The sequence below is a fragment of the Algoriphagus sp. genome (assembly GCF_039969895.1).
Lineage (GTDB): Bacteria > Bacteroidota > Bacteroidia > Cytophagales > Cyclobacteriaceae > Algoriphagus.
In genome coordinates this window covers 1,117,418-1,142,916 of record NZ_JBDVMZ010000012.1, presented here as the reverse complement: position 1 = coordinate 1,142,916, position 25,499 = coordinate 1,117,418, and the positions used below count along the sequence as shown (strand labels likewise).

The window sequence follows — 25,499 nt, the reverse complement described above, 5'->3', positions numbered from 1 at the left end:
TTAAATGCGTCAAAATTGAGAAGATCACTACTCTTCGTCTTAGTTGTATTCGCTGCTTGCACAGAAAAACCTGCCCAGGACCACATGGATACTTCCGCACGAAAAGAGCAGGAATACATTCGAGCCATCGAAGGAGAGGACGAAATACTCGATCCTGAAATAATCAAAAGAGGTGAAGTCCTGATATCCTACTCAGACTGCGCTGAGTGTCATAAAACAGATAAAAGAGCGAAAGGTCCGGCCTTTCGTGACATAGCCAAGCGCTATCCAACCACGTCCGCTTACTTGGATTTATTAGCTCGAAAAGTAATCTCCGGTGGCACGGGGTCTTGGGGAAGTCCAGTCATGCTACCACATCCTGATTTGAATGAGGAAGATGCCAGAGCGATGGTGAGTTACATTCTATCGCTGGAGGAATGAACAGCAGTCCTACTCATTATCTAGCTCATCTTTAACTTTTTCTGAGGCGATACCCTCTATATCTTCCTCCAAAACCCAACCTTTTTGGAGCGCATAGTGAGAAGCTTCCAGGGTGTTTTTCACCAGAAGCATTTCTACTCCCAAGGCTTTTAATTCCAAGCGTATTTTCTCCACCATATCATGCCGGGAGGAATGCACATCACGTATGAAAATCGCCAGGATCCGACGTGGAAACTCTTTTACAACCTGCAAATAAATCGTAGGATCCTCTTGCCCACTATCCCCAAAAAGGAGAAAAGGAAGCTCCACATACGTAGATAATATCTGCCTGATCTGCGTCAGTTTATGCTCTGAATGATCTCCGGAAATCAGTTCTGTGCGAGACAAACCTATATCCCGAAGCATAAGTGGGCCCTTTGGTATGTGATGGATCTGAAGCAGCTCGTGGAGGAAATCATACAGATTCCATGGACTGCTGGAAACGTAAAAAAAAGGATTGCTCTCAATGCCATCACTCCCCTTTTGTAAAGCTTTGTAAAAAGCAGAAACCCCTGGAAATGGCACTCGGGTATGTGCATTTTTGACAAATGTAGTCTTCAGCATTTCAGTCATTCGCATCGCACCCGTGGGAATAATGGTATCGTCCACGTCTGAAATTATCCCATAATCTATCTGTCCGACGGGAAGAAAAACATCCCCGCGAGCCTTTACTTCACCTTGATTTCTGATGACCTGATCTTGCAATATCAACTCAATTTGCTGCCAGCGCGAGGAGATTTGAATCGACTCTCTGGGGTGAATTTTGAATTCAAAATAGCCCTCTTCGTCAGTTTTGGCAAGGTATTCTTCCCCTTGAAAGTTGGCTTTGACCACTACGCCGGGAATCACCACGGTCATAAAACGTCTGCGCATTTTTCCGATATTTTGCCAGACAGAATCCTCGGGCGTGGACGCTCCCACCCTGTTATCGCGAATCACACGGCCGACTAAGAGTATTTCTCTTTCGTTCCCAAAACCTTCATAGGGAACGATCAAAATAGATTTCACCCAGCCCAACTTAATCCAAAGCCAAAGGACGGCTTGATTGAGCGCAAGTTTGGTTTCATAGAGAATGGTGAGTGGTATATTTCTTGTTTGGGTCATGCTTGAAAAATATAGCTTCTCAGAGCGTCATTATTTTCTCCTCGTTCCAACTCACATACACGCGATCTCCTACCACATATTTCCGCTGAGAGTCATCTACCTCCCAGGTCACACCACTTTCTTTGAGTTGTATCTGAAGGGAATTGAAATGCACCAAAAAGCGCAAATCGGTAACATGCCCGAGCAATCCACCTTTGGTGCGCAGCTTCACATCCGCAGGTCTCACAAAGCTGTTCTTTGTTTCAGGAATTTTATTTATTGGGCTAAAAAGCTGGGCAACATACTTGGTTTTTGGTTTTTCGCACAGCTGTTGGGAAGTGCCTTTTTGAGCGACTTTTCCTTTTTGCAAAATGATCAGATTATCCGTCAACCGCAGTGCATCATCCAGATCATGCGTTACAAAAATCACCGTAGTGCCGAGTTCAGAGAAAATCTCCTTCAGCTCGGAAATCAAGCGATGTGTCTGAATAGTGTCCAATGACGAAAAAGGCTCATCGAGTAATAAAATATCCGGCTCAACAGCCATTGCTTTTCCTATGGCCACTTTTTGCTTTTGGCCTCCGGAAAGTTGCCGAGGAAATCGGTCCCTGAAATCTGTCAACCCAAGAAGCTTGAGCAGATGCTCCACTCGGCTTTTCGCGTATTTCTTTTCATAGTGAAGAAGTTGTCTCGAAATATTCTCCTCCACCGTGGAATTGGGATAGAGATGAAAATTCTGGTGGATCAACCGGATTTCATCGTAACCGGAGACAATTTTCTGATTAGGATTCAAAATCGGCTGTCCTTCCAAGAAAACTTCCCCAGCATCCTGAACTTCCAATCCTGCCATGATCTTCAGAAGGGTACTTTTCCCAGAACCGCTTTCTCCTACGATAGCTAAAAATTCTCCCTGCTCCATTTCCAGGGAAAAGGGAAGCAAAGCCGGTAAGTCATTATAAAATTTGGAAACGTTGGAAATGGAAAAATAACTCATGGGCGGATTTCAGCTTGCAGTTTTTTGGTCAAGCTGTCAAAGATAAGGTCGTAAGAATGATCTGCCAATTCCAAAATCAGTCGATCAGGCACATTTCCACTCGTGCTCACTGAATTCCACTGTTGCTTATTCATGTGATATCCGGGAGTGATTCCATCGTACTGCTCTCGCAGCTCTACCGCTCGCTCTGGATCACATTTCAGATTGATATATTGAAACTCAGAGATAGAACAAAGGGAAAAAATCTTATTGCCAACCCGAAAACAAAGGGTGTCCTCATCGAAAGGTGTGTCTTCAGTAGCGCCAAGTTTGGCGAGGCAATAATCACGGTAATATTCTAAGGTCATGGCCATACATTTTTGAAGTAGGAAATTAAGGAAAAGAGTGAGGAGAAAAAAGCTGAATGCTAGTTGGCTGATGACTATGTAGCTTACTTTTAGAATTGGCCAACTTCTCAAATCCCCTTATCTTAAAGTTCATAAAGAAGCCAAAAACGGTGACTTGCCAGTTGTGTAATCTTTGATTCACTAATGAAAAAAACTTAAGCAATTTTATAATTTCCTCGAAATTAAACCCCCATGAAGATTAATCCATTATCCTGTGCCTTACTTCTAATCCTGGTAAGCTGTCATTCTCTTAGCTCATCCAAAATCAGCAAAAAGGATTTGAAAAAGGATGTTGAACTGGTCACTACAGAGGGAGTGATCGTGCTAAGGCTGTATGACGACACTCCCTTAAGTCGCAGTAATTTCCTCAAGTTGGCCAAGACAGGGATGTATGACAGCATACAGTTTCATCGGGTGATCGAGAAATTTATGATTCAGGCGGGAGAACGCGTGCACGAGGAATCTTTCAAGAAGAAGAAAGAATTATATGGATTCGAGGACCTCGTTCCAGCAGAAATAAGTGCGGGCCATTTTCATAAAAGAGGGGCACTCGCAGCAGCCAGAGAGGGTGATGATTCAAACCCAAAACAACAGGGTAGTTTTATTCAGTTTTACATCGTCCACGGAAGAACTTACACCGACAGCACCCTAGATCTTACTGAAAAACGGATTAATAAATCGCTAGCTTATAATCAGGTCATTAACGACCCTGCTAATGCTTCAACCTTCACTACCTATCAAAACCTGATTAAAAATCGCAGCGGAAATAACCAAGAGGCTATAAAAAAGTTAAAAAGCGAGCTAGATTCCTTGACTGAGAGAAGGCTAGAAACGATGGCTCTTTATAGCTTTCCGGAATCGCACAGAGAAGTTTATAAGACCGTCGGAGGAGCAGCTCATTTAGATCAGAACTACACGGTGTTTGGAGAGGTGGTGACAGGAATGGATGTGGTGGATAAAATAGCTGCTGTTGAGACTGGCGATCGAAATAAACCAGTCAATGATGTCCTTATTCTATCAACCAGGCTAGTGGATAGATAAGCTTACTCAGAACTTTACTGTTAGAATTTGAGAGCAAAAATTCCCAAAAACCCATCTGAGAGACTAACAGCTGACTTCGGACTTCCAGCCTTAGCATGGGGATTGCATGATTTTAGGCTTAATCCTAATTTTCATCAAAACCACAACAATCATGGGAATAGTAAAAGTATTGGAGATAATCGCCTCTTCAGAAAAAAGCATTGAAGATGCTATCCAGAATGCAGTAGATGAAGTTTCTAAAACAGTTCACAACATTGACTCAGTGTATGTGAAAGACATCAAAGCCCACGTCAAAGACGGTAAAGTCACTAGCTTCGGCTGCGTCTGCAAGGTATCGTTCCGAGTGGACCAATCCAAAAACGTCTAAAAGACCAACTACCATTAAGAGAGTGTGGCTAGTGCCGCACTCTTTTTTTGTGCTTAGCAAACTATAGTATTTTCCTAGGGGTTAAGAACTTGGAATTAGGCTAATTTTGAAAAACCTAAAGGATTATCCGCAATGATGTCAGTCGATTTACACGCTTTGCCAAGCATGTCGAAAGACCGGTGACCGAAGCGGCTTGAATTCTTAAGTTTGATATGCCTTATGTTTCATTAGCCTTTTTAAAGGTAAAAAAGCAGAAAATCATAAAAACCTATTTCATAATCTTTCAAACGCGTTAGGCATGAAACATTTATTTTACTCCCTGTTTTTCCTCATGCTCTGTCTCTGTAGCTGCACATCCAAAGACAACTCTATAGACGCAGACGGTAATCCAACTTACGACACAAACACACAAACTGATACGCTGACCACCCATTTGAAGCCTTTCCGTGAAGATTTGCCTACCATTGGGTTGCTGATGTATAATGGCGTGCTGACCACGGAAGTAACCGCATCGGCAGATGTATTCACCAAAGCCACAGAAGATGGAAAGCAACTTTTTAATGTAATTACTATCACAGAAACAACTGATCCCATCATCACCGAAGAAGGATTGACAATGGTCGGAGATTATTCCTTCAAAAATGCTCCAAAACTAGATGTGCTATTCGTGCCTAGTGCTTATGATATGTATTCCCAAGTCCACAATGAGAATATCGTGGCGTTTATCCGTGAAAGGGATAAGGAAACACAATATACTGTTAGCAATTGTGCGGGTGCTCAGCTAATCGGCGAATCTGGAATTGCAGACGGTAAAAAAATCGTAACCTGGATTGGTGGTGGAGAGCAACTCCAGAAGGATTATCCCAAGCTTTTGGTACAGGATGAGTACGAAGTGACATACATGGAAGACGGCAAGTATATATCATCCAATGGAAACCTTGCCAGCTACATCACGGCATTGGAACTAGTCGAGAAAATGACTAGTCCAGAACACCGGAAGTTTGTGGAGTCTTATTTATACCTGGATAGATTGCAGGATTGGAAAAAAGGAGAATAAGCCTTACTGGCTTACATTTTCTCAGGTAGAAATAAATCCCTTTCCCATTGCTTTGTGACTTACCGCACACTAAGTCAACACTAATTCATTCATCTTTGCACCATGGAAAAATACATCAAAGCGATTGCTGACGGCTATTATGGCTATTGGAATTACTTTATTGGAGAGATCTTGAACCCGAGTTGGAATAATTATTTCTACTGGCTCATCGGTGCCTCCTTGGTGATTTATGGGTTGGAACTTCTTTTTCCATGGAGGAAAAATCAACCCGTTTTGCGAGAGCATTTTTGGTTGGATATCTTTTATCTTTTTTGGAATTACTTTCTTTTTGCACTGGTGGCGTACAATGCCCTATCCATGGTAGCAGTGGAGGCTTTCAATGACTTCCTGAGCTTATTTGGAATCACTAATACAGTTGCCATCAAAGTAGATCAGCTGCCAGGCTGGCTGCAATTGGTCATTATTTTTATCCTGAGAGACTTTATGCAATGGGCTATTCATCTCATGTATCATCGCGTGGGCTGGATGTGGGAATTTCACAAGGTTCATCATAGTACTAGAGAGATGGGATTTGCGGCATTGCTACGCTACCACTGGATGGAAAACATTCTTTACCGGACGCTAGAATACATTCCGCTAGCCATGATAGGATTTGGAATCACTGATTTCTTCATTGTCCATATGATTACTTTAGTGCTTGGTCAGCTCGGTCATGCCAATCTTAACATTCCGCTAGGCCCATTCAAATACATCCTAAACGGGCCGCAAATGCACCTTTGGCATCATGCAAGAGAATTACCTGATAGCCATCCTTATGGCTTCAATTTTGGGATTTCGCTTAGTCTTTGGGACTTTTTGTTCCGCACTAATTATTGGCCTTCGGATGATGAAAATCTACCGGTGGGATTGCCGGACTCCGAACACTTTCCAGAAGATTTCATAGGTCAGACAGCGGAGCCATTCAGGCGGATTTTCGCTAGGAAAAAAACCTAGGCAATCCAACTCGTTTGGATCTAATCAAAAGCTGGAAAAACTGTTCTGTAGCAGTAGGCATACCAGCAAAAAAATATTTAGAACATCAATTTCCTTGAAACCTAAATTGGGACTATCACCGTTCTTAAGATTGTATTGGCTCTGAGAAGAAATTTGCCGTTTACTAGTGCTTTTCTCCTAGCTGACAATTCTTTTTGATTAATTTTTAACCAACTTCATCAAATCCACATGATAAAATTCACACTTTGCCTTTCACTTTTTATAGGCACTTTTCTTCATGCACACGCACAAACTACCGAAACCTGCCTCAGCCATGAGCTTTTCAGTCCCTTACCCAATCACGTTGCTACGGCATGTGAATTCCGAGAGTTTGATACGCATGAATTTAACCGCCAAGTAGAGGGGGGATCGAGAGAATACTTTGAAAAAGAAGGAACTAAGTCAAGGATTACTTACCAATGGCAGGGAGAATGGGAGCAGCGGCCGTCTAGTGTTTTGATTTACAAAAACTATCAGAATGCTGTAGAAAAAATCGGTGGTAAACTGCTCTACAGTGGATCCTCGGCTTATTTTGAATTGGAAAAAGGAGGCGAAACCTATTGGATAAATGTTTTAACAGATGGAAGTGGCCAATACACTGTGACGACGATCATGGAAGCAAAGATGAATCAATACGTTGACTTCAATGCTAAGGAAATCAGCAAGCTGATGGCTGAAGATGGACAAGTTACCTTCTATGGGATATACTTTGATTCTGATCAGTCCGTGATCAAACAGGAATCTATAGGCTTGATCAAAGAAATCGCCAGCTACTTAAAGGAAAATCCACAAATGGAAGTCTATCTAGTGGGACATACCGATAATACCGGCACTGCGGCGCACAATCTGAGTTTGTCCAAAGCAAGAGCCGAAGCGGTAGTTTCAGAATTAACTTCAAACCATAACATCCCTAAATCTCAACTAACGGCCGAAGGCGTGGGTGTACTAAGCCCTGTGGCTACCAATGCTACCGAAGAAGGCAAAGCAAAGAACAGGAGAGTAGTCATGGTCTCGAAAAAATAAAAATCACCCTCAAACACTCCAGGCTAAAAAAAAGAGGAGAGTTTTAAGCAGAGATGCTTAAAACTCTCCTCCGAAAAAATAAGAATTACTTAATCTCAACGATTTTGGTGTGGACAGATTCATTGACAAAGAAGACCTTTTTCCCACCAAAAGTTTTCTCTTCTGTATTGTAGCTAGCCGCTTGTACTAAACCATTTGCGGTAGCTCTAAGCCCACTGAGCTCAGAGGCTGAAAAGGTCACCGAGGTTGCCTTAGCTTCTTTAGTCACTGTAGTCCTACCATCAGAGATTACCCATAGGATGTTGTCGGTATTGGAAGTAACTGCTTCGATGGATAACGTTATGTCTGAGCCTTTGCTAAAACTATCAGCTAAAGAAGCTCTAAATTTTACCTGAGAAGGCATTCTCTTAGCGGTAGTATGCGTGAAAGCATCAAATCCACTGCCTCCAGCAACCTGCCAGCTATTAGTCTGACCGGAGACTAAGGAGTAGGATAAGTCTGTAGGGTTATTGACGTAAGCATTTCCACCTGGAATACTTAATGCCTTAGAGTTCAACTTGACCTCGCCTACATTCACAAGCGTAGAGCCTATAGCTCCATTAAAGAAGGAACCCGAAGCTACATCGATAGCAATTCCTCCCAATCCTGGTACACTAGGTACCGTGCTAGGAAGATCTGAGTAAGATAACACCGCTGCTAAAACTGCATTTGCATCACTTGGTGCATTAGGTGTGGGTGTAGCTTGTGTGGTGGGCGTAGGATCGACATCGTCAGAGCTGCAAGAAGAAAAAACGAGTGTCGCTCCTAAAAATAAAGCCCAAAGAGTTGTGTTAAGAGTTTTCATGGTTTTGAAAGATTTAAATTACATTTCAAAAGTAGTGCAGCCCATTACCTCATACCATACGGCATTCAGCGTATATCCATCCTAAACCCACCCCTTTTATCTAGAAATTACTCATTTCGCTCAAGCAAAAGATTTTGATATCTTAGTAATTAAACCTTACACAGTAGCCAGTATTCTCCAATGGACAATATCCTCGGATTCACTTTATCTGTTTTTACAGGATTTTTCGCAATTATGAATCCCATTGCTAACGTTCCGATATTCCATTCGCTGACGGAGGATCTGGACAAAACCAGCAAACGAAGCATTAGTAAAACAGCAACTATTACAGCTTTTGTGATAGTAGTGGTCTTCGTGGTGTTGGGAAAATTCATTTTTGAAATCTTCGGAATTACAATTCCAGCCTTTAAAATCACCGGCGGGATATTGATTTTTTACGTGGGTTTTGAAATGCTTCAATCCAAAAAATCCAGTGTGGAGCACATTAAAAACCCGGAAACTGAGGAAAATATTGCCATTTCACCGTTGGCCATCCCTATCCTTGCTGGTCCGGGCACGATAGTGACAGCCATGAATTTTGCTTCCAAAGGCAATCATATTCACATACTGATTGTCATCGCTGTCTTCGCGGTGATGTGCTGGATGACTCACATAGCTTTTGGCCTAGGGGAAAAAATCGTCAAACGATTAGGGAAAAATCTGATTGTCGTGATAGGGAAAATTATGGGTTTGATTATCGCCATCATCGGGACCAACATGATAATTTCTGGAATTAAAGCTGCCTTCTTCGAGTAAATTATACTGCTCTACTTCTTCCCCAACACATAAAACAAATCCAACCCAACCGCCGGATCTTCGACGATCAGATAATCTTCGTGCGAAATATCCACCACGCTCTTACCCTGCTGCTGATGCAGTTTGTTACGGTTTCTGCGATTGAGGATTTCATACGGCATTCTTAGAATTGACGCTGGGAGCTTGTGCTGCAAATCAAAAATATCAAAGCGCATAATCTTCTGTACCGACTTGCGATTGGCTTCGTGGTATGTCCAGACCTTCTCATTTCCCCCTACTCCTTTTGCCTCCACCGAATCAAAAATGGAAGAACAAAGATCAATCAATTGCTGCGGGGTATATTCCCGCTCATGCCAAGGATTTCTCGAAAGTGTATGATTAATATTTGGAGTAGAAATCACGGCTTTTCCTCCTGGTTTCAGCACCCGATAGATTTCTTCTAGGAACAGCCGGTCATTTGGAATGTGCTCGATCACCTGAAAACTCACCACAGTGTCAAAGGAGTTATCAGCGATTCCGGCAAAAGGAGGAATTACAGCCTGCTGAAACTCGACTTTAGGGAATCGAACGTTGAGCTCGTCGATCACTTCCTGGATTTTGTCCAAACCCAGATAGCTTTCTGCCAAGGGCAAAAGGGTCTCCACTCCACGACCTTCTCCGCAGCCCACTTCCAGCAATTTGCCAGAAATCCAAGGCTGAGCAGCAATGTATGCTTTAAGTAGTCGTTGATGAATAGGATTGTCACTGACCAACTTGTCAGAGGCGATTTCCGTTGTATAGGTAGCCATACAAAAATTTACTATTTTGGCAAAAGTAAGGTTATTTTCCCAAACCCGAGATCAACACCCAATGAACTGTAAAACAAGCCGACTCCTGATTTTTTTGGTCCTCTTCGCAGGCGCTTCTCTACCAACCCTTGCACAGAAAACCTTAAGTAGTATAAATCAAGCACTTCGGTATTCCAGGTATTCTAGGTTATCGCTGAAAATCATCCCGATCAAAGTGTCAGAAACCAGTTATAAGGTACAGTTCCAGGTAGAAAAAATAGAAGAGAAACCAGCGTTCAATTTATTTAGCTTCACCTACAGTATTTTGGATAGTTATGATGAAGAGATTCTTTCAGACAACACCAATATTTTGACGGCCGATGACCTGAAGTTTGATACGGATAAGCATTGGGTATTTGAAAAAACCATTGAAATCCCTGCTACTACAGCTACAGCTATTGCTCTATTCACAGCCCTAGATACTCGGCAAGGAGACGAATATTACTACTCCACGGACATCAAAAGTAGCTTCGTTTTTGATCAACCTAGCTTTGGTGCCTATTATGCGAATTCTGTAGGTTTTGATCAGAACTACCTGAACGCTGGTGAATCGCTTCTATTCAAAACCAAAGACGGACCCACTTTGCATAGCTTCTACTACCCTACCACTTTGGAAGTACCCTATCCACCTATGGAAACAAAGCCAGCAGCAGTACCTAGAGAACTGCAGGTAATAGACCAAGGAGACTTTCTGGAAAACATCCCCAAATCATTCGATAAGATTGGCTATTATTTTATCCAAAGTGACACAACTGCCGCGACGGGGATGGTGTTGAAAACAGCACATGAAGCTTTCCCAAAAGTAAAAGACTGGGATGAAATGGTGGATATGGTCACCTATATTTCCACTAGAAAAGAACATGAAGACCTAAAAGAAGCTGAGGATAAAAAGAAGGCACTGGATATGTATTGGCTAGGATTGACCAAAAATTCTGACACCGCTAAGGACCTTATCCGTGAATATTTCCGTCAGGTAGAGTTTGCCAATCTCCTCTTCACAGACTTCAAAGAAGGATGGAAAACAGACAAGGGAATGATCTATATTGTCATGGGCCCACCTCAGGAAGTCAACTTTTATTTGGACAGAGAGGAGTGGAGTTATGGAGGAACTAATGAGAGTTCGAGAATTCGCTTTACCTTTGCGCGGGTTAAAAACATACTTAGCCCACACTATTACACCTTGAATCGCTCCCGCGCTTATCAGCCGGTTTGGTTCAAAAATATATCCATATGGAGAAGCGGAAAGATGGCTTTTTGATTGAAAAAGGCGAACACGAGAAAGATTTTATTTTTGGAACACGGGCAGTCATGGAATCCATCCATGCAGGTAAAGACATCGACAAGGTTCTTGTCCAGAAGGAAATAAACAATGACTTGATCAAGGAATTGCTGAAGCTTTGTAAAGTAGAGAAGATCCCCGTTGTACGCGTTCCAGACGCCAAACTCAACAGAATCACGCGTAAAAATCATCAGGGCGTAGTAGCTCAGATGTCCTCTATTGAATATGCTTCTTTGGATCACGTGATTGAGAGTTGCTTCAATGTGGGGAAGGCTCCTCTAATTTTGATTTTGGATAGAATCACGGATGTAAGAAACTTCGGAGCAATCGCCAGAACTGCAGAATGTGCAGGCGTGGATGCCATCGTGATCCCAGAAAAAGGCAGCGCCCAGATCAATTCAGACGCGATCAAAACGTCAGTTGGAGCTTTGAATTTCCTTCCCGTAGTACGATCGAGAAATCTTTTTTATACCTGCCGCGATCTTCAAAAATCAGGATTGGTATTGGTAGCCATTACCGAAAAGACCGATAAGACAATGTACGAGGCTGACTTCTCAGTGCCAGTTGCCCTGGTGATGGGATCAGAAGAAGACGGAATTTCCACTGAATTGATGGGAATCATGGATGAAAAAGTAAAAATCCCTATGGCTGGGCGAATAGAAAGTTTGAACGTGTCTGTATCAGCTGGAGTGGCGATATACGAAGCGATCAGACAGAGAAAATAAAGATTCAACTCACCAGAAAGGGGAAGTCTTAGATAAAGTCTTCCCCTTTCTTTTTTGCATTGGAGACGAACTCCCGGAATTTTTTTTCTGCGTCGAGTTTGCAGATTAAAAGGACATTATCAGTCTCATTTACAATATAATTATCAAGTCCCTGCACCACGACCAGTTTATCACTATCGACTTTTATAAAACTATTTTTGGTGTCATATAAGATTGCATTCGCTTCCACCACGTTGTTCTCTTCATCTTTTTCCTTCTGAGCATACAGACTGTTCCAAGACCCTAAATCAGACCAGCCAAAATCCCCAAGAATAACATACACTTGGCTAGATTTCTCCATGATACCATAATCTATAGAAATACTCTTCAGCTGTGAATAGGAGCTCATCACAAACCCAGCTTCTCGCTCTGTCCCATAGATGCCTCTTCCCTCTTCGAAAACCTCTGCCAGGTCTGGCATATGTTTTTCAAATGCTTTGATTAGGCTACTTGCTTTCCAGACAAACATCCCCGAATTCCATACAAAATCCCCGCTTTCCAAAAAAGTTTTGGCAAGCTTCGAATTAGGTTTTTCGATAAAAGTCTTCACACGAAACACCTTTGTATCAGGCTTTTCTATGTATTGAATATACCCGTAGCCCGTCTCTGGTCTAATTGGTTTGATACCTAGAGTAATTAGTTTTCCGTCTTGGGCAGCCTCTACCGCCTTAGTGAGCGTTCGAGTGAATTTCCTTTCCTGCAAGATCAAATGATCTGCCGGAGTGACAATGATGGTCGCTTCTGGATCTAATGCCTGGATCTTGTAAGTGGCGTAAGCGATACAAGGTGCGGTGTTTTTGCGCATGGGCTCAGCAATAATCTGATGATCCTTTAGCTCAGGCAATTGTTCCTTGACCAATGCGAGGTATTTTCTATAGGTAATCACCACAAATTGATCCGCCTCGGCAATCTCCGTGAAGCGATCGTAAGTCATCTGCAAAAGTGTGCGACCTGTCCCTAGTATATCCAAAAATTGCTTAGGCCGTTTTCTGCGGCTATAGGGCCAAAATCGGGCGCCAATGCCACCGGCCATAATAAGAATATAAGGTTTATTCTGCATGCTAGGGGTTAAACAATTCCTTCTTTCATCAATTCATGAATATGAACAAAACCAGCGATTTTTTCTCCATTCATTGCCACAAGTTGTGTGATATTGTGATCTTTCATCATATTCAATGCACGAATGGCGTATTCTTGGGTTGAAATAGATTTAGGATTAACCGTCATGATATCCGATGCTTTCAAAGATTCGATAGCTAACGTTTTTTGAAGCATTCTCCGGAGATCTCCATCTGTGATAATTCCTTTCAGATTTCCTTCAGCATCCACTACGGAAGTTGCACCCAGTCTTTTTCCAGAAATTTCAAAAATCACTTCAGCGATCCCGGCATTCTCTAACACCACTGGCACTTCATTTCCGCCCAGCACATCTCCTACTTTAAGGTACAATTGCTTACCAAGCGAACCACCCGGATGATACTTAGCAAAATCCTCCGAGGTAAAACCTCTCGCTTCAAGTAAGCACACCGCCAATGCGTCACCCAACGCTAAATGCGCAGTGGTACTGGTAGTGGGCGCCAGGTTGTTTGGGCAAGCCTCCTCTCCTATGGTCGCATTGAGCACGAAATCTGCCTGTTCTGCGAGAAAACTTTTCGTGTTGCTGACTAAGGCTACGAGCTTGGAACCCAGCCTTTTCATCATAGGCACCAGTACTTTTATCTCAGGAGTATTTCCACTTTTTGAAATACAAATGATGATATCATCCGCTAGGATCATACCCAAGTCTCCATGGATTGCGTCAGCAGCATGCATGAAAAGAGCCGGCGTCCCGGTTGAGTTGAGTGTTGCCACGATCTTATTAGCGATGATGGCGCTTTTCCCTACCCCGGTGATGACTACTCTACCTTTGGAATCTAAAATATGCGCCACGCAAGCTTCGAAATCACCATCCAAAAAATCAACAAGATTTAACACTGCCTGTGCTTCGTTTTGCAGTACTCTTGTGGCTGTATTTCTAATATTTTTAGCTAAATTCAATTTTGCCTGGGTTTATAACTATTTTTGAACCTGGGTATAAATGTAATAAATCATTCCTGTTTACAGGCTTTAGTTACCCTTTTAGCCCCCTAACAAGTGGAAGAAAATGTAAAAGCAGATCTTAAAAAAATCTTTGGATTCAGTCAATTTCGTGGAAATCAGGAACTGATCGTTGACAACTTGCTTAACAAACGAAACACATTCGTCATCATGCCTACGGGCGCTGGCAAATCTTTATGCTATCAATTGCCGGCCGTAATTCAAGACGGAACAGCTATTGTCATCTCTCCTTTGATTGCATTGATGAAAAATCAAGTGGATCAGTTGCAGGCGTTGGGAATCAACGCTCACTTTCTGAACTCTACCCTGAATAAATCAGAAGCTCTCCGCGTCAAAAGCGAGGTTCTAAAGAAGAAAACTAAGCTTCTCTATGTAGCTCCAGAATCCCTGACTAAGGAAGAAAACGTAGCGTTTCTCAAATCTGCAACCCTATCCTTCGTCGCCATAGATGAAGCACACTGCATCTCAGAATGGGGCCATGATTTCAGACCTGAATACAGGCGGATCAAGTCTATCATAGCGCAGATAGCTCCCAATCTCCCGATTATCGCCCTGACGGCCACAGCTACACCCAAAGTGCAGCAGGACATCCAGCGAAATCTACAGATGGAAGAGGCAGATCTATTCAAATCTTCCTTCAACAGAACTAACCTCTTCTATGAAGTTCGTCCCAAAGTGAAGAATGAATCCAAGAAAGATTTAATCAAATTCATCAAAGGACATAAAGGTAAATCTGGAATTATCTATTGCCTCAGCAGGAAAAAAGTAGAGGAAATCGCCCAGCTTTTAAAAGTAAATCAAGTCAATGCCGCCCCTTATCATGCGGGGCTGGACTCCTCTGTCAGAATCAAAACTCAGGATGATTTTCTCAATGAAGAACTGGATGTGATCGTTGCTACCATAGCTTTCGGGATGGGAATCGATAAGCCAGACGTGCGCTACGTCATCCACTACGATGTGCCAAAATCATTGGAGGGCTATTATCAGGAAACTGGTAGGGCCGGTCGTGATGGACTGGAAGGTCACTGCCTGATGTTCTACCGGTATGAGGACATCGTCAAGCTGGACAAATTCAATAAGGACAAGCCCGTCACGGAGCGGGAAAATGCCAGAATTCTCCTTCAGGAAATGTCAGCTTACTCTGAAACAGGCGTATGTCGAAGGAAATTTATCCTGAATTACTTCGGCGAAACGATGGATGAGGATTGCGGCTTCTGCGACAATTGTAAGCGTCAGCGAGAGACATTTGAAGGAATGAGCTTAGTAAGTAAAGTACTGGAAGCGGCTATGCAAACCAACGAGCGCTTTGGCTTGGATCATCTGGTGAAGGTACTTGTAGGTGAAGCCACAGACTATGTAATGAGCTATGGCCACGACAAACTGCCAGTTTTCGGTACAGGAAAAGAAGAAACTGAAAAGACGTGGACAAGCGTTATTCGCCAAGTGATGATTCTGAATATGCTGGAAAAGGACATCGAAAGCTATGGCGTACTGAAGCTTACTTCCAAAGGAAGAGACTATCTGGAATCTCCATTCAAGCTAGATCTTCATCAGGATCACGATTTTGAAAAAGAAGTAGCTACAGGACAAGCAGAAATTGTCCTCAACGCTGGCATTGCCTATGATGAAAAGTTGTTTGAGTTATTAAAAGCTGAACGCAAAAAAGTAGCTCGAACCAAAAATCTCCCACCCTATGTGATTTTCCAAGACCCATCGTTGGAAGAAATGGCCACCGTATATCCCACTACCCGAGAGGAACTAGCTCAAATCATAGGAGTTGGTATGGGAAAAGTCGTTAAATTCGGGGCTTCATTCCTCAAACTCATAGCTACCTATGTGGAAGAGAATGAAATCGAGACCGCCTCAGACGTTGTTGTCAAATCATCTGGAACTAGGTCTAAAGTGAAAATCTCAATAATCCAGCAGATCGACCGCAAGGTAGGCTTGGATGAGATAGCAGAAAATCTCAATATGAGTATGAGTGACTTGCTTCATGAAATAGAGCAGATCATTTATAGCGGAACTAAACTAAATATAGATTACTATATCGAAGCCATCATGGATGAAGATCGGGAGGATTTACTCCACGATTACTTCATGAATGCTACTAGTGATCAAATCAAAGCAGCTCTAGAAGAACTTGAAGATGAAGACTTTGCAGAAGACGAACTGCGGGTTTACAGAATAAAATTCATCTCAGAGCATGCGAATTAACTTGAACTGAGTCAATGAATATACTCTTATTAGGAAGTGGAGGCAGAGAACATGCTTTCGCTTGGAAGATCGTACAAAGTGATAACTGTACGCAACTATATGTGGCTCCAGGGAATGCAGGCACAGAAAATATCGCTCAAAATGTCGATCTCAGCATCACAGATTTCGACGCCATCCGAGAATTTATCCTAGAAAAAACCATTGGCCTGGTGGTGGTAGGACCAGAGGAACCTTTGGTCAAAGGAATAGTGGATTACCTTCTATCCCAGCCTGAAACAGCAACCATCCCGGTGGTAGGCCCATCTCAGCTCGGCGCGACACTAGAAGGAAGCAAGGACTTTTCGAAGCGATTTATGCAGCGAAACGATATCCCTACAGCTGCTTATGAGACCTTCACGGCAGATCAGCTGGATGCTGGTCTTGCTTACTTGGAACAACAAACACTCCCTATCGTCCTAAAAGCCGATGGATTAGCCGCCGGAAAAGGAGTGCTCATCTGTCTGACACTGGAAGATGCCAAAACTTCACTAAAGGAGATGCTCCTCGATCAAAAGTTTGGCGCAGCCTCCTCCAAAGTGGTAATTGAAGAGTTTTTGGAGGGGATTGAGCTATCGGTTTTTGTGGCTACTGACGGGAAAAACTACAAAATTTTGCCGGAGGCCAAAGATTACAAACGAATCGGCGAAGGAGATACAGGACTAAACACGGGCGGAATGGGAGCCGTGAGCCCAGTCATTTTCGCAGATGAAGCCTTCATGTCCAAAGTAGAAGAGAAGGTGGTAAAGCCTACGGTGGAAGGGCTAGCAAAGGAAAATATTCCTTACAAAGGCTTTCTCTTTATCGGTCTGATGAATAAAGACGGGGAGCCGCACGTCATCGAATACAATGTGCGAATGGGAGACCCAGAGACAGAAGCGGTTCTTCCTCGAATTGAAAGTGACTTCTTGTCTCTACTAATAGGTATAGGCAATGGCACCCTAGCTACTTATGATCTAAAAATCTCTCCAGACTATGCTGCTACCGTGGTCATGGTCAGCGGAGGATACCCAGGTTCGTATGAAAAAGGGAAAATCATTTCTTTGCCAGAAGCAGTACATGGTGCAGAGATTTTTCATGCAGGTACTGGCCGTAATGAAAGCGGGGAATTAGTCAACCAAGGTGGCCGGGTGATTGCCGTCACCGGCAAAGGCGAATCTCTGCAGGAAGCACTCAGCAATGCCTTTACCACAGTAAAAGGCATAAACTGGGATCAGGCTTACTACCGAAAGGATATCGGAATGGATATCCTGAACTTAATGTAATTCAACCCAAAACTAATCAGGGCGCTAGCCCTTGTCTATATATTATGTCTGGATGTAGCACATGCTCAACCTCCTCTGGAGGAACCGGGGGCTGCCAAAGTAACGGCACCTGCGGCACGAGTGATTGTAATAAAATGAATGTTTTCGATTGGCTATCTCACATGGGGATTCCTGAGGTTGACAATTTTGATATCGTAGAAGTAAAATTCAAAGGCGGACGTAAAGAATACTACCGAAACGTAGATTTCCTACCCTTAAACACCGGTGATCCGGTAGTCGTGGACGTCCCAAGCGGGCATCACATCGGCTACGTATCGCTTCAGGGCGAACTAGTACGCCTACAAATGCAAAAAAGAAAAATCAGAGATGACGACCAAATCCTGAGAATATACCGTGTCGCCAATCAAAAGGACATGGAAAAATGGGGGGAAGCTCAAAACCGAGAAATCCCCACACTCTACAGATGCAGACAGATCGTAGATGAATATGGCCTGAAAATGAAAATGTCAGATATCGAATATCAGGCAGACAATTCCAAAGCTACCTTTTACTATTCAGCTGATGACCGGGTTGATTTCCGGGAATTGATCAAAGCACTGGCAGGCGAATTCAGAATTCGTGTAGAAATGCGCCAAATCAGTCTTCGCCAGGAAGCAGGAAGACTAGGCGGAATAGGCGTTTGCGGTAGAGAGCTATGCTGCTCTACTTGGCTAGTTGACTTCAAAAATGTCAGCACCTCAGCGGCGAGATACCAGAACCTTTCTCTCAATCCCGGGAAATTAAGCGGTCAGTGTGGGCGATTGAAATGCTGTCTAAACTACGAATTGGACACCTACATGGACGCGATCAAAGACATCCCTTCCATAGATCGTCCTCTTCAGACCGAGTCCGGCCCAGCCAAACTCCAGAAAACAGATATTTTCCGCAGGCTGATGTGGTTTAGCTACAACAATGACAATGACTGGCATAGCATCAGCTGCGATCGAGTGAAGGAGATTTTAGCGATCAATGAGAAGGGCAAAAAAGTCTTTACGCTTCAATACAATGAGGCTTCGGAAATTGAAGATTTAGCAGCTAAATCTACACGCGAACTGGAGCTTTTGGACAAGAAGTTTGCCTCCACCAGCCCAAAGCGTAAGAAAAAACCACGCTCCCAAAATAAAAACTCGAATGGAAACAGGAGTCAACCACCTGCTTCTAATAAACCAGACTCCAAACCTGGCAAGCCTGATAACCCACAAAACAACGCTCAGAAAACTAAACAAGGCCCAAGAGCTGAAGGAGAGCAGCCTAAGAAACGCAGGAATAAAAATAGAAATAAGCCTAGAAACCCTGATGCAAGCCCTGGACAAGCTTCAGCTCCTCAGCCTCAGCAACCTAAAGCGCAAGGCGGACCTCCTAAGCGACAAAATGTTCAGAAGCCAAAAGCTGACGATTCCAACAAGTCCAATTCTGACATTGCCAAACCAAGACCTCAAGGAAATGATGGCAACAAAGGCAACGGAACTACTGAAGCCAAACCAAAAGCACAAGGGAAAAAGAGATTTCCTCCAAGAAAAAACCAAGGACCAAATCCTAATAATTCAGGAAATGAATAAGGTAAAGAAGAGCCTGTTTATATTTCTAGTCTTCGTAAGTGCTGCCTGTACAGATGGGCGCATTTACGAGGATTTTCATGCCTTACCCAACCAAAACTGGGAAGTTCAAGACAGCCTTGTGTTTGATTTATCAGACGTAAACTTGGTGAACACCCCAAATCTCGTTGCAGTGAAATTCAATGAGGAATACGGGTTTTCAAATTGCTACTTGAGAGTAATCAGTAAAGATTCTTCTGGGTTGGTCTTGGAAAACAAACTGATAAACATGATTTTGTTTGATCCCAAATCCGGGGAACCGCTAGGTGAGGGTTTTGGTAATTCATACACCCGCTACGACACGCTACCTTTTGTATTTAATCCACTGACTAAAAGTGTAACGCTCCTTCAATACATGCGTCAGGACCAATTACCGGGAGTGGAAGCTGTGGGAATTAAGATCTTGAAATAATCAACTGACTAGTAGGATACTAAGGTATTTCCCAGAGATTATCACAGAAAAAATCTCCCTGACCTGCAAATTCCCTAAAAATTACCCAATTAGAATCAAGCCCCTGATTCAAAATCCGCAGTAGTCTGCTGTGATTGTTGAGCGTGTATCTGAGAAAAAAAGCTTTTCCTCTCGCCACAGGCAACTCACTTCACCTCCTTTTGAAAACAAATACTATTATCCATTCCAATGTATTGTCCATAGTTCGGAATGAGAGAATATCCCTGCTTTTTGTAAAGGGCAACGGCCTCTACTTGTCTTTTCCCTGTTTCGAGCACGCAGCTTTTATAGCCCAATTCCGCAGCCCAAGCCTCCAATTCAGATAACACAAGTGACGCAAAACCTTTGCCCCGAGCGTCGGATACAGTAAACATCCGTTTCACTTCCATTGAGTCCTCGTCAAATTCCTTGATAGCCCCACAAGCTACCGGAATAGTATTGTCATAGGCAACGATAACATTATTCAGCATGGTGATGGAATTGTACTGATTATAAAAATCATGATCTCTCCCATCTTTCAAAGCAAGATAGGTGTCTAGGAGTTTTACCAATGAGACAAAATCAGGACTAGAGGAATCGGTGCGGGTAAGTGTAATCATAAGTTGAAGTTAACTAGAAATCACGCGTCAGTTACGCCTGCACGAGCGCTTTTTACAATTAACCGAATGGCTTATTGGGTTCAAAATGATTTGTTTGGTTGAAAATCATTCCTCAAGTATAATCCTATGACTAACTCTTGTCGAATAGCTGCCTCTCTCGTACTACTATTTTTTTTGGTTCATTCAGAATCGTTGGCGGCTCGTCCTGAAGACAAGAAATTTTGGCAGTAAGTAGAGGCCTCTAAAAGGCCTCTACTTACTGCCATTCCTTTTACAGCCCATGCTTCTCGCCCATTCCTCGGATCAATTCATAGCCCTTTTCTGCCATATCCCAGGGCTCGGAGAAATTTCGCCACACGCCGATTGAGTTGGCAAAAGCTGGATCATTTCTGGTGAAGCCTTCTATAGTCAACCAGCCTTTGTATTGGATATCGGCCAGAGCTTGGAACGTCTCATCAAAATTCACATGTCCTGAACCTGGAGTACCTCGATCATTTTCTGAAATATGAAAATGCCCTAATTGTGGTGCAATAAATTTGATGGCTTCGCCCAGTTTTTTTTCTTCTATGTTCGCGTGATGCGTGTCAAACATGGCTTTGACATTAGGATGATCTACTTTTTTAAGCAAATAAGCAAGCTGCTCCATGGTGTTGCAGAGGTAGCACTCGAATCTATTCAGAGCCTCGGGCGTCAAAAGAATTCCTGCCTGTCGGGCATAATCTCCCATAGCATGCAAATATTCCGCAGACCAGCTGTATTCTTGTTCCAGCGGTTCGCGACTTGCAAAAACGGTAAAACCTGAGTGAAAAGGCCCACAAAGAACCTGGGCATTCAAATCTCGCGCTCGGTCGATTACCCATTTGAGTTGTTCGCCAGCGGCCTCACGTATTTTTGCATCTTCTGAGATAGGATTGTGCTCAGGCCCCATGACTGTTACAGCTGTCACTTCCAACCCAATATCTGCACAGTGCTTACCTACCAGTTTGAAGGATTCCTCTGGCGAGCCTCCTATAAAAAACTCCGCCCCGTCATAACCTATCTTTTTCAAGCGATCCAGCACGGGTAATAAATCCTCCGACATTTCCGCTGACCAAGCCAGCACATTAAATCCTATTTTGTTCATTTTTCAGTTGATGATTTTTAGCCTACGGAAGTTATACTAACGGCTATGGTCTAATTAAAATCCTCCACTTTCATCCCTTTTCGGAAGCTATCAAACCCAAACATCGTCGGCTCATAACTGCCTACAACATCCATCGTCAAGTCTGGCGTGATCACCTCGGGATTTCCCAATAGCCAAAAAGACGCATTGACAATCAATCGACGCATATCTTCTACTTCAAAGTCTATCGAAGACCCTAGCGTACTTCCAAATACTTTCCCCGTTTTCCCACCATCCAATGAATAATCCTTCGTCCAAGCGATCGGCATAATCGATTTGTCCCACATCAATGGAGCTTCAGGCGTCATCCCAGCGGTGGATTGCCCATAGACGAGCACGTTGGCATCGGATGGCAAATTCTTTATCGAATACACATCTGTTGGTGCCCAGATATCATCTACCCCGCGCAAAATTGGGTGGTCTTTATCTCGATTTACCCCATCGATCAATGCTCTGGTCCCCTCAGATTTGTGAATTCCATGATGAGCTATCCAGGTCTCGCCTACGAGTTGCTGACCGAATCCACCTTCCCAACCGGGCACTTTACTATTCCAGGACCATTTTGCATAAGGCGAGTTTTTATCCTTGATGGCAAAGGGATGAGTGGACGTACGAAGTGCGATAAAAGGTCTTCCAGATTTGAAATAATCTTCAAAATGCTGCATTTGATCCAAAGGCAAATCCCTGAAGCGAATCAGCATAATCACTAAATCGGCATGTTGCAAATGATCCAAACCAGGAATATTAGCCTGATAGTTTGGGACCACATCCCCTGATTCAGGCTCGATGGGAAACAGGACAGTAGTAGTAAACCCGTAATGTTCGGAAAGAATTTTGGCCATCATCGGCATGGACTCCTCTGATCTATACTCGTCATCGCCAGAGATTAAGACGATTTTCTTTCCTTTTCCTGGACCTTCCTTTCCTTCAAATTGGAGAAAAGGCTTTCCATTTTGAGCTGAAACGCAGGAAATTGAAAGGAAAGCAATACTAGTCACTAGAAAAACAAATTTCTTAAGAGATGAATTATTCATGGTTTTTTAGAGAATGAATTGGGAAAATAGTAAAACTTTTAAGGGTTTATGTCCTGCAAGCAAAATTCTCTTTCGGTATCGATTCCGTTAATTCTTTAGCCTTTCAACCTTTAATCGGAAAGACAAGCGGCAAAAAATCCCTACTTTCTCCATTCAAAAACATCTCGAATTCCCAAAATACCCCTTAAATATGAAAACGGATAGAAGAAATTTTCTCAAAACTGGCTCTCTTGCTGCCCTCGGGCTAAGCGGAATTTCTATAATTCCAGCTAATGCTCTAGGCAAATTAACAGGAAATATAGCTCCAAGTGACAAGGTAAATCTCGCCTGTTGCGGAATAGGTAATCGTGGCGCTCAAATCATCAACGACCTCTACAAAACTGGACTATGTAATATAGTAGCACTCTGCGATGTGGACATGGGTGCGCCTCACACTACTGCTATCATGAACAAGTTCCCTGAGGCTAAGCGTTTTCAGGATTTTAGAAAAATGTTTGATGAGTTTGGAAATGGTTTCGAAGCGATCACGGTCGGGACGCCAGACTTTTCCCACTTCCCGATCACTATGCTGGCTATGTCAGAGGGCAAACATGTGTACGTAGAAAAACCGATGGCTCGTACCTTCAATGAGATCACCCTCATGATGGACTCCGCCAAAAGACACAACGTAGTAACCCAGATGGGCAACCAAGGACACTCTGAGGCAAATTATTTCCAATTCAAGGCATGGAAAGAAGCCGGAATCATCAAAGATGTAACTGCCGTCACAGCACACATGAATAGCCCAAGAAGATGGCATGGATGGGATGTGAACATGCAAAGCTTTCCTAAAGCTGAGCCTATCCCTTCCACCTTAGATTGGGACACTTGGATGATGGCCAGGCCTATGCACGACTACAATAAGGATTTCATAAACGGCCAATGGAGATGCTGGTATGACTTCGGAATGGGCGCACTTGGAGACTGGGGAGCACATACTATGGATACTGTTCACGAATTTCTAGATTTGGGATTACCGTACGAAGTAGATCCAGTGATGCTAAAAGGTCACAATCCTTTCTTTTTTCCAATGTCTTCAACTATCGCTTTCAAATTCCCGAAAAGAGGAGACATGCCAGCACTAGATTTGACTTGGTACGACGGGGTGGACAATGTTCCGCCAGTACCTGCTGACTACGGAACCTCAGAATTGAACGCTGACATCCCCGCGGCCAGCACCGGACAGATACAGCCGGCAAAACTGAACCCCGGAAAAATCATCTACAGCAAAGACCTAACCTTCAAAGGAGGGTCTCATGGATCTACACTTTCCATTATAGGCGATGAAAAAGCTAAAGCAATGGAAAGCAAACTTCCAGAAGTCCCAGAAAGCCCTTCCAATCACTTCGCTAATTTTCTAAAAGCATGTAAAGGCGAAGAACAAACTCGCTCTAGATTCGAAATCGCAGGGCCTCTCAGCCAGGTATTCTGCTTGGGAGTACTTGCTCAGCAATTGAATACTACGTTGAAATTTGATAGAGAAACCCAGCGGGTCACCAATAATCCACTGGCAAATCAACTCTTAGGTGGAGAAGTACCACGCAGAGGGTGGGAAGAGTATTACACTTTATGATCACTGAGGATCGTCTATGGTATTAACCAACCTTCTTTTTATTCGAACAGGCTGGAAGACCGAAGACTGGTGACGGAAGTAGCGTCAAATAAGTGTTTACCATTCCTTACGCCTCTTTTTATCTATAACTACTCCAATTGTAGATACTCATATGAAACAATTATGATTTGAAAAGCTGGAATGAGAAATCATTCCAGCTTTTCTGCTTTTAATCCAGCACTTTTCAAAAGAGAAATCAATAAAATTCTATTTTTTTTTAAAAAGCATTGACGGAAATGGAGGTTTCCAAATCGGTAATCTCGTCAATCGTAATTATAAAATCGCAAATTAGAACTTAGGGCAAGGCAGAAGCGTATCTCTTCGCTGCGGTTTTCCTTGATTGCTATTTGGCAAAGTCCAAGACAAACTCAACTCATGAGCGCCTCCAGACTGAATTCCAAGCTGAGAAACGGTGTAATCGAAACTGTACCCTACATTTAGGCCATTCAGAAGGTTCAACCCCACCATCATGACGATGGCGTCTCGGTTGCTTTGTTCCTCCACTTTTTTGTAAGGAAGACCTCTATACCATAGTCCAAAAACAATAGGTTCTACATAAAAATAAGCACCTACATCAAGTTGTTCGAAGGGACCTTGTTTCTTGTAGTTAATAGTAGGTGTCAAATACCGCTGCCGCCTGATATGGGTAAAATCTCCACGCATGGAACCCTCACCCAGCGAAATTCTGTAGCCAGCATGTGCGGAGAATTTGACAGGCAATGGACTATCGCCGTCAATGAAAGACTGATTAGGCTGATTGACATGATGAGCTGATCCTCCTATCCAGAAATCCTCTGTAAAAAAAAGTCCTCCAAATGAAAGCGAAAGCATATTGACCGGATCGCCTAATCCCGGGATATCTGTACCAGGAAACAAAGGACCAAATGGATCATTGGGGTTGATCTGATTAGCGAAAACCAGGTTTTCATAAAAACCTATCTCTCTTCTAATGTAACTCGCCTGAAAACCAGGACGGAAATACATCTTGTCACTCAGCTTCAACTCGTAAGAATAGAGGGCAGAGATCGTCGTAGATCGAAGTTTGGAAGCGCCCTCCGTATCCTGCATAACCATTACTCCGATTCCCGAGTTGTAATCATTCAGATAGGTATCGTAATAAGCAGAAAAAGTAGTGAATTGCGCATCAATGCTCGGCCATTGATTTCTGTAATTAAAACCAACGCGCCCAGTCAACTCAGATCCAGCGAAGGCGGGATTTAAGTAAAGTGGTGCCGCATAATATTGGCTATATTGCGGATCTTGTGCGTAGGCATTAGTTCCCAGAAAAAGACCAACCACACAAAGAAAAACAACGTAAACCTGAGACCGTAACAAGTATTTGTTCGTTAATTTGAATATTCAGTAGGCTTCTTCAACGCTACAGAACGTATGTTGTTTTAGAAGC

25 protein-coding genes are annotated in these 25,499 nt (G+C 43.2%); 14 read left to right on the top strand and 11 right to left on the bottom strand.

Annotated elements, in window-relative coordinates; genetic code table 11:
* The first annotated feature begins 84 nt into the window (after positions 1-84).
* Complete coding sequence (locus ABJH64_RS11125; RefSeq protein ID WP_348276842.1) at positions 85-420, top strand: c-type cytochrome; 336 nt, start codon at positions 85-87, stop codon at positions 418-420.
* A gap of 9 nt (positions 421-429) precedes the next feature.
* On the opposite strand, the gene ABJH64_RS11120 is transcribed toward ABJH64_RS11125, so the two are convergent.
* The 3 genes from ABJH64_RS11120 to ABJH64_RS11110 are packed head-to-tail and all read right to left on the bottom strand — an operon-like array spanning position 430 to position 2,883.
* Entirely contained in the window at positions 430-1,563 is a 1,134-nt protein-coding gene (locus ABJH64_RS11120; RefSeq protein ID WP_348276841.1) for a phosphatase domain-containing protein, read from the bottom strand.
* Positions 1,564-1,582: 19 nt separating this feature from the next.
* A complete protein-coding gene (locus tag ABJH64_RS11115; RefSeq protein WP_348299670.1) occupies positions 1,583-2,536 on the bottom strand; it encodes an ABC transporter ATP-binding protein in 954 nt (317 codons plus the stop codon).
* The gene (locus tag ABJH64_RS11110; RefSeq protein ID WP_348275532.1) at positions 2,533-2,883 is read right to left on the bottom strand and encodes an MmcQ/YjbR family DNA-binding protein; all 351 of its coding nucleotides are present in this window, start codon (positions 2,881-2,883) and stop codon (positions 2,533-2,535) included. The genes ABJH64_RS11115 and ABJH64_RS11110 overlap by 4 nt, the downstream gene beginning before the upstream one ends.
* Before the next feature lie 231 nt (positions 2,884-3,114).
* On the opposite strand from ABJH64_RS11110, the gene ABJH64_RS11105 reads away from it, so the two are divergent.
* The 5 genes from ABJH64_RS11105 (at position 3,115) to ABJH64_RS11085 (ending at position 7,442) form a co-directional block, all read left to right on the top strand.
* Complete coding sequence (locus tag ABJH64_RS11105) at positions 3,115-3,963, top strand: peptidylprolyl isomerase (protein WP_348275530.1); 849 nt, start codon at positions 3,115-3,117, stop codon at positions 3,961-3,963.
* 151 nt (positions 3,964-4,114) lie between these two features.
* Positions 4,115-4,330, top strand: a complete 216-nt coding sequence (locus ABJH64_RS11100; RefSeq protein ID WP_348275529.1) for a dodecin family protein — start codon at positions 4,115-4,117, stop codon at positions 4,328-4,330.
* 298 nt (positions 4,331-4,628) lie between these two features.
* A complete protein-coding gene (locus ABJH64_RS11095; protein ID WP_348275528.1) occupies positions 4,629-5,387 on the top strand; it encodes a DJ-1/PfpI family protein in 759 nt (252 codons plus the stop codon).
* Positions 5,388-5,489: 102 nt separating this feature from the next.
* A complete protein-coding gene (locus ABJH64_RS11090) occupies positions 5,490-6,380 on the top strand; it encodes a sterol desaturase family protein (protein WP_348275527.1) in 891 nt (296 codons plus the stop codon).
* Between the two features lie 228 nt (positions 6,381-6,608).
* The gene (locus tag ABJH64_RS11085) at positions 6,609-7,442 is read left to right on the top strand and encodes an OmpA family protein (RefSeq protein WP_348275526.1); all 834 of its coding nucleotides are present in this window, start codon (positions 6,609-6,611) and stop codon (positions 7,440-7,442) included.
* Between the two features lie 85 nt (positions 7,443-7,527).
* Here the strand turns inward: ABJH64_RS11085 and ABJH64_RS11080 are convergent, their stop codons facing one another.
* Entirely contained in the window at positions 7,528-8,286 is a 759-nt protein-coding gene (locus ABJH64_RS11080; protein WP_348275525.1) for a hypothetical protein, read from the bottom strand.
* Between the two features lie 180 nt (positions 8,287-8,466).
* Here ABJH64_RS11080 and ABJH64_RS11075 point away from each other — a divergent pair, with 180 nt between their 5' ends.
* Positions 8,467-9,081, top strand: a complete 615-nt coding sequence (locus ABJH64_RS11075; protein ID WP_348275524.1) for a MarC family protein — start codon at positions 8,467-8,469, stop codon at positions 9,079-9,081.
* Between the two features lie 11 nt (positions 9,082-9,092).
* Here ABJH64_RS11075 and ABJH64_RS11070 read toward each other — a convergent pair whose 3' ends face one another.
* Complete coding sequence (locus ABJH64_RS11070) at positions 9,093-9,869, bottom strand: methyltransferase domain-containing protein (protein WP_348275523.1); 777 nt, start codon at positions 9,867-9,869, stop codon at positions 9,093-9,095.
* A 61-nt stretch (positions 9,870-9,930) separates the two neighbouring features.
* On the opposite strand from ABJH64_RS11070, the gene ABJH64_RS11065 reads away from it, so the two are divergent.
* Complete coding sequence (locus ABJH64_RS11065) at positions 9,931-11,166, top strand: GWxTD domain-containing protein (RefSeq protein ID WP_348275522.1); 1,236 nt, start codon at positions 9,931-9,933, stop codon at positions 11,164-11,166.
* A complete protein-coding gene (gene rlmB / locus ABJH64_RS11060; RefSeq protein ID WP_348275521.1) occupies positions 11,139-11,912 on the top strand; it encodes a 23S rRNA (guanosine(2251)-2'-O)-methyltransferase RlmB in 774 nt (257 codons plus the stop codon). The genes ABJH64_RS11065 and rlmB overlap by 28 nt, the downstream gene beginning before the upstream one ends.
* Positions 11,913-11,940: 28 nt before the next feature.
* Here rlmB and ABJH64_RS11055 read toward each other — a convergent pair whose 3' ends face one another.
* Together ABJH64_RS11055 and ABJH64_RS11050 are read right to left on the bottom strand one after the other, a co-directional pair.
* Positions 11,941-13,011: a mannose-1-phosphate guanylyltransferase gene (locus ABJH64_RS11055; protein WP_348275520.1), complete on the bottom strand. Its 1,071-nt coding sequence runs from the start codon at positions 13,009-13,011 to the stop codon at positions 11,941-11,943.
* 8 nt (positions 13,012-13,019) lie between these two features.
* Complete coding sequence (locus ABJH64_RS11050) at positions 13,020-13,988, bottom strand: KpsF/GutQ family sugar-phosphate isomerase (protein ID WP_348275519.1); 969 nt, start codon at positions 13,986-13,988, stop codon at positions 13,020-13,022.
* A 96-nt stretch (positions 13,989-14,084) separates the two neighbouring features.
* Between ABJH64_RS11050 and recQ the strand changes: the two genes are divergently transcribed.
* From recQ to ABJH64_RS11030, 4 genes are all read left to right on the top strand, one after another.
* Complete coding sequence (gene recQ / locus ABJH64_RS11045) at positions 14,085-16,262, top strand: DNA helicase RecQ (RefSeq protein WP_348275518.1); 2,178 nt, start codon at positions 14,085-14,087, stop codon at positions 16,260-16,262.
* Positions 16,263-16,276: 14 nt separating this feature from the next.
* Entirely contained in the window at positions 16,277-17,563 is a 1,287-nt protein-coding gene (gene purD / locus ABJH64_RS11040; protein ID WP_348275517.1) for a phosphoribosylamine--glycine ligase, read from the top strand.
* Between the two features lie 134 nt (positions 17,564-17,697).
* Positions 17,698-19,161: a regulatory iron-sulfur-containing complex subunit RicT gene (gene ricT, locus ABJH64_RS11035; protein WP_348299477.1), complete on the top strand. Its 1,464-nt coding sequence runs from the start codon at positions 17,698-17,700 to the stop codon at positions 19,159-19,161.
* Positions 19,154-19,609: a gliding motility lipoprotein GldH gene (locus tag ABJH64_RS11030; protein ID WP_348273992.1), complete on the top strand. Its 456-nt coding sequence runs from the start codon at positions 19,154-19,156 to the stop codon at positions 19,607-19,609. Before ricT ends, ABJH64_RS11030 begins: the two co-directional genes overlap by 8 nt.
* Before the next feature lie 185 nt (positions 19,610-19,794).
* Here the strand turns inward: ABJH64_RS11030 and ABJH64_RS11025 are convergent, their stop codons facing one another.
* From ABJH64_RS11025 to ABJH64_RS11015, 3 genes are all read right to left on the bottom strand, one after another.
* Entirely contained in the window at positions 19,795-20,247 is a 453-nt protein-coding gene (locus ABJH64_RS11025) for a GNAT family N-acetyltransferase (protein WP_348273993.1), read from the bottom strand.
* Between the two features lie 271 nt (positions 20,248-20,518).
* Positions 20,519-21,370 carry a sugar phosphate isomerase/epimerase family protein gene (locus tag ABJH64_RS11020; RefSeq protein ID WP_348273994.1) on the bottom strand — a complete coding sequence of 284 codons (852 nt, stop codon included), beginning with the start codon at positions 21,368-21,370 and terminating at the stop codon, positions 20,519-20,521.
* Positions 21,371-21,420: 50 nt separating this feature from the next.
* A complete protein-coding gene (locus ABJH64_RS11015) occupies positions 21,421-22,443 on the bottom strand; it encodes a ThuA domain-containing protein (RefSeq protein ID WP_348273995.1) in 1,023 nt (340 codons plus the stop codon).
* A gap of 190 nt (positions 22,444-22,633) precedes the next feature.
* On the opposite strand from ABJH64_RS11015, the gene ABJH64_RS11010 reads away from it, so the two are divergent.
* Positions 22,634-24,055, top strand: coding sequence for a Gfo/Idh/MocA family oxidoreductase (locus ABJH64_RS11010; protein WP_348273996.1), 1,422 nt, complete (start codon positions 22,634-22,636; stop codon positions 24,053-24,055).
* Positions 24,056-24,382: 327 nt separating this feature from the next.
* On the opposite strand, the gene ABJH64_RS11005 is transcribed toward ABJH64_RS11010, so the two are convergent.
* Positions 24,383-25,429, bottom strand: coding sequence for a type IX secretion system membrane protein PorP/SprF (locus ABJH64_RS11005; RefSeq protein WP_348273997.1), 1,047 nt, complete (start codon positions 25,427-25,429; stop codon positions 24,383-24,385).
* Positions 25,430-25,499 lie beyond the last annotated feature (70 nt).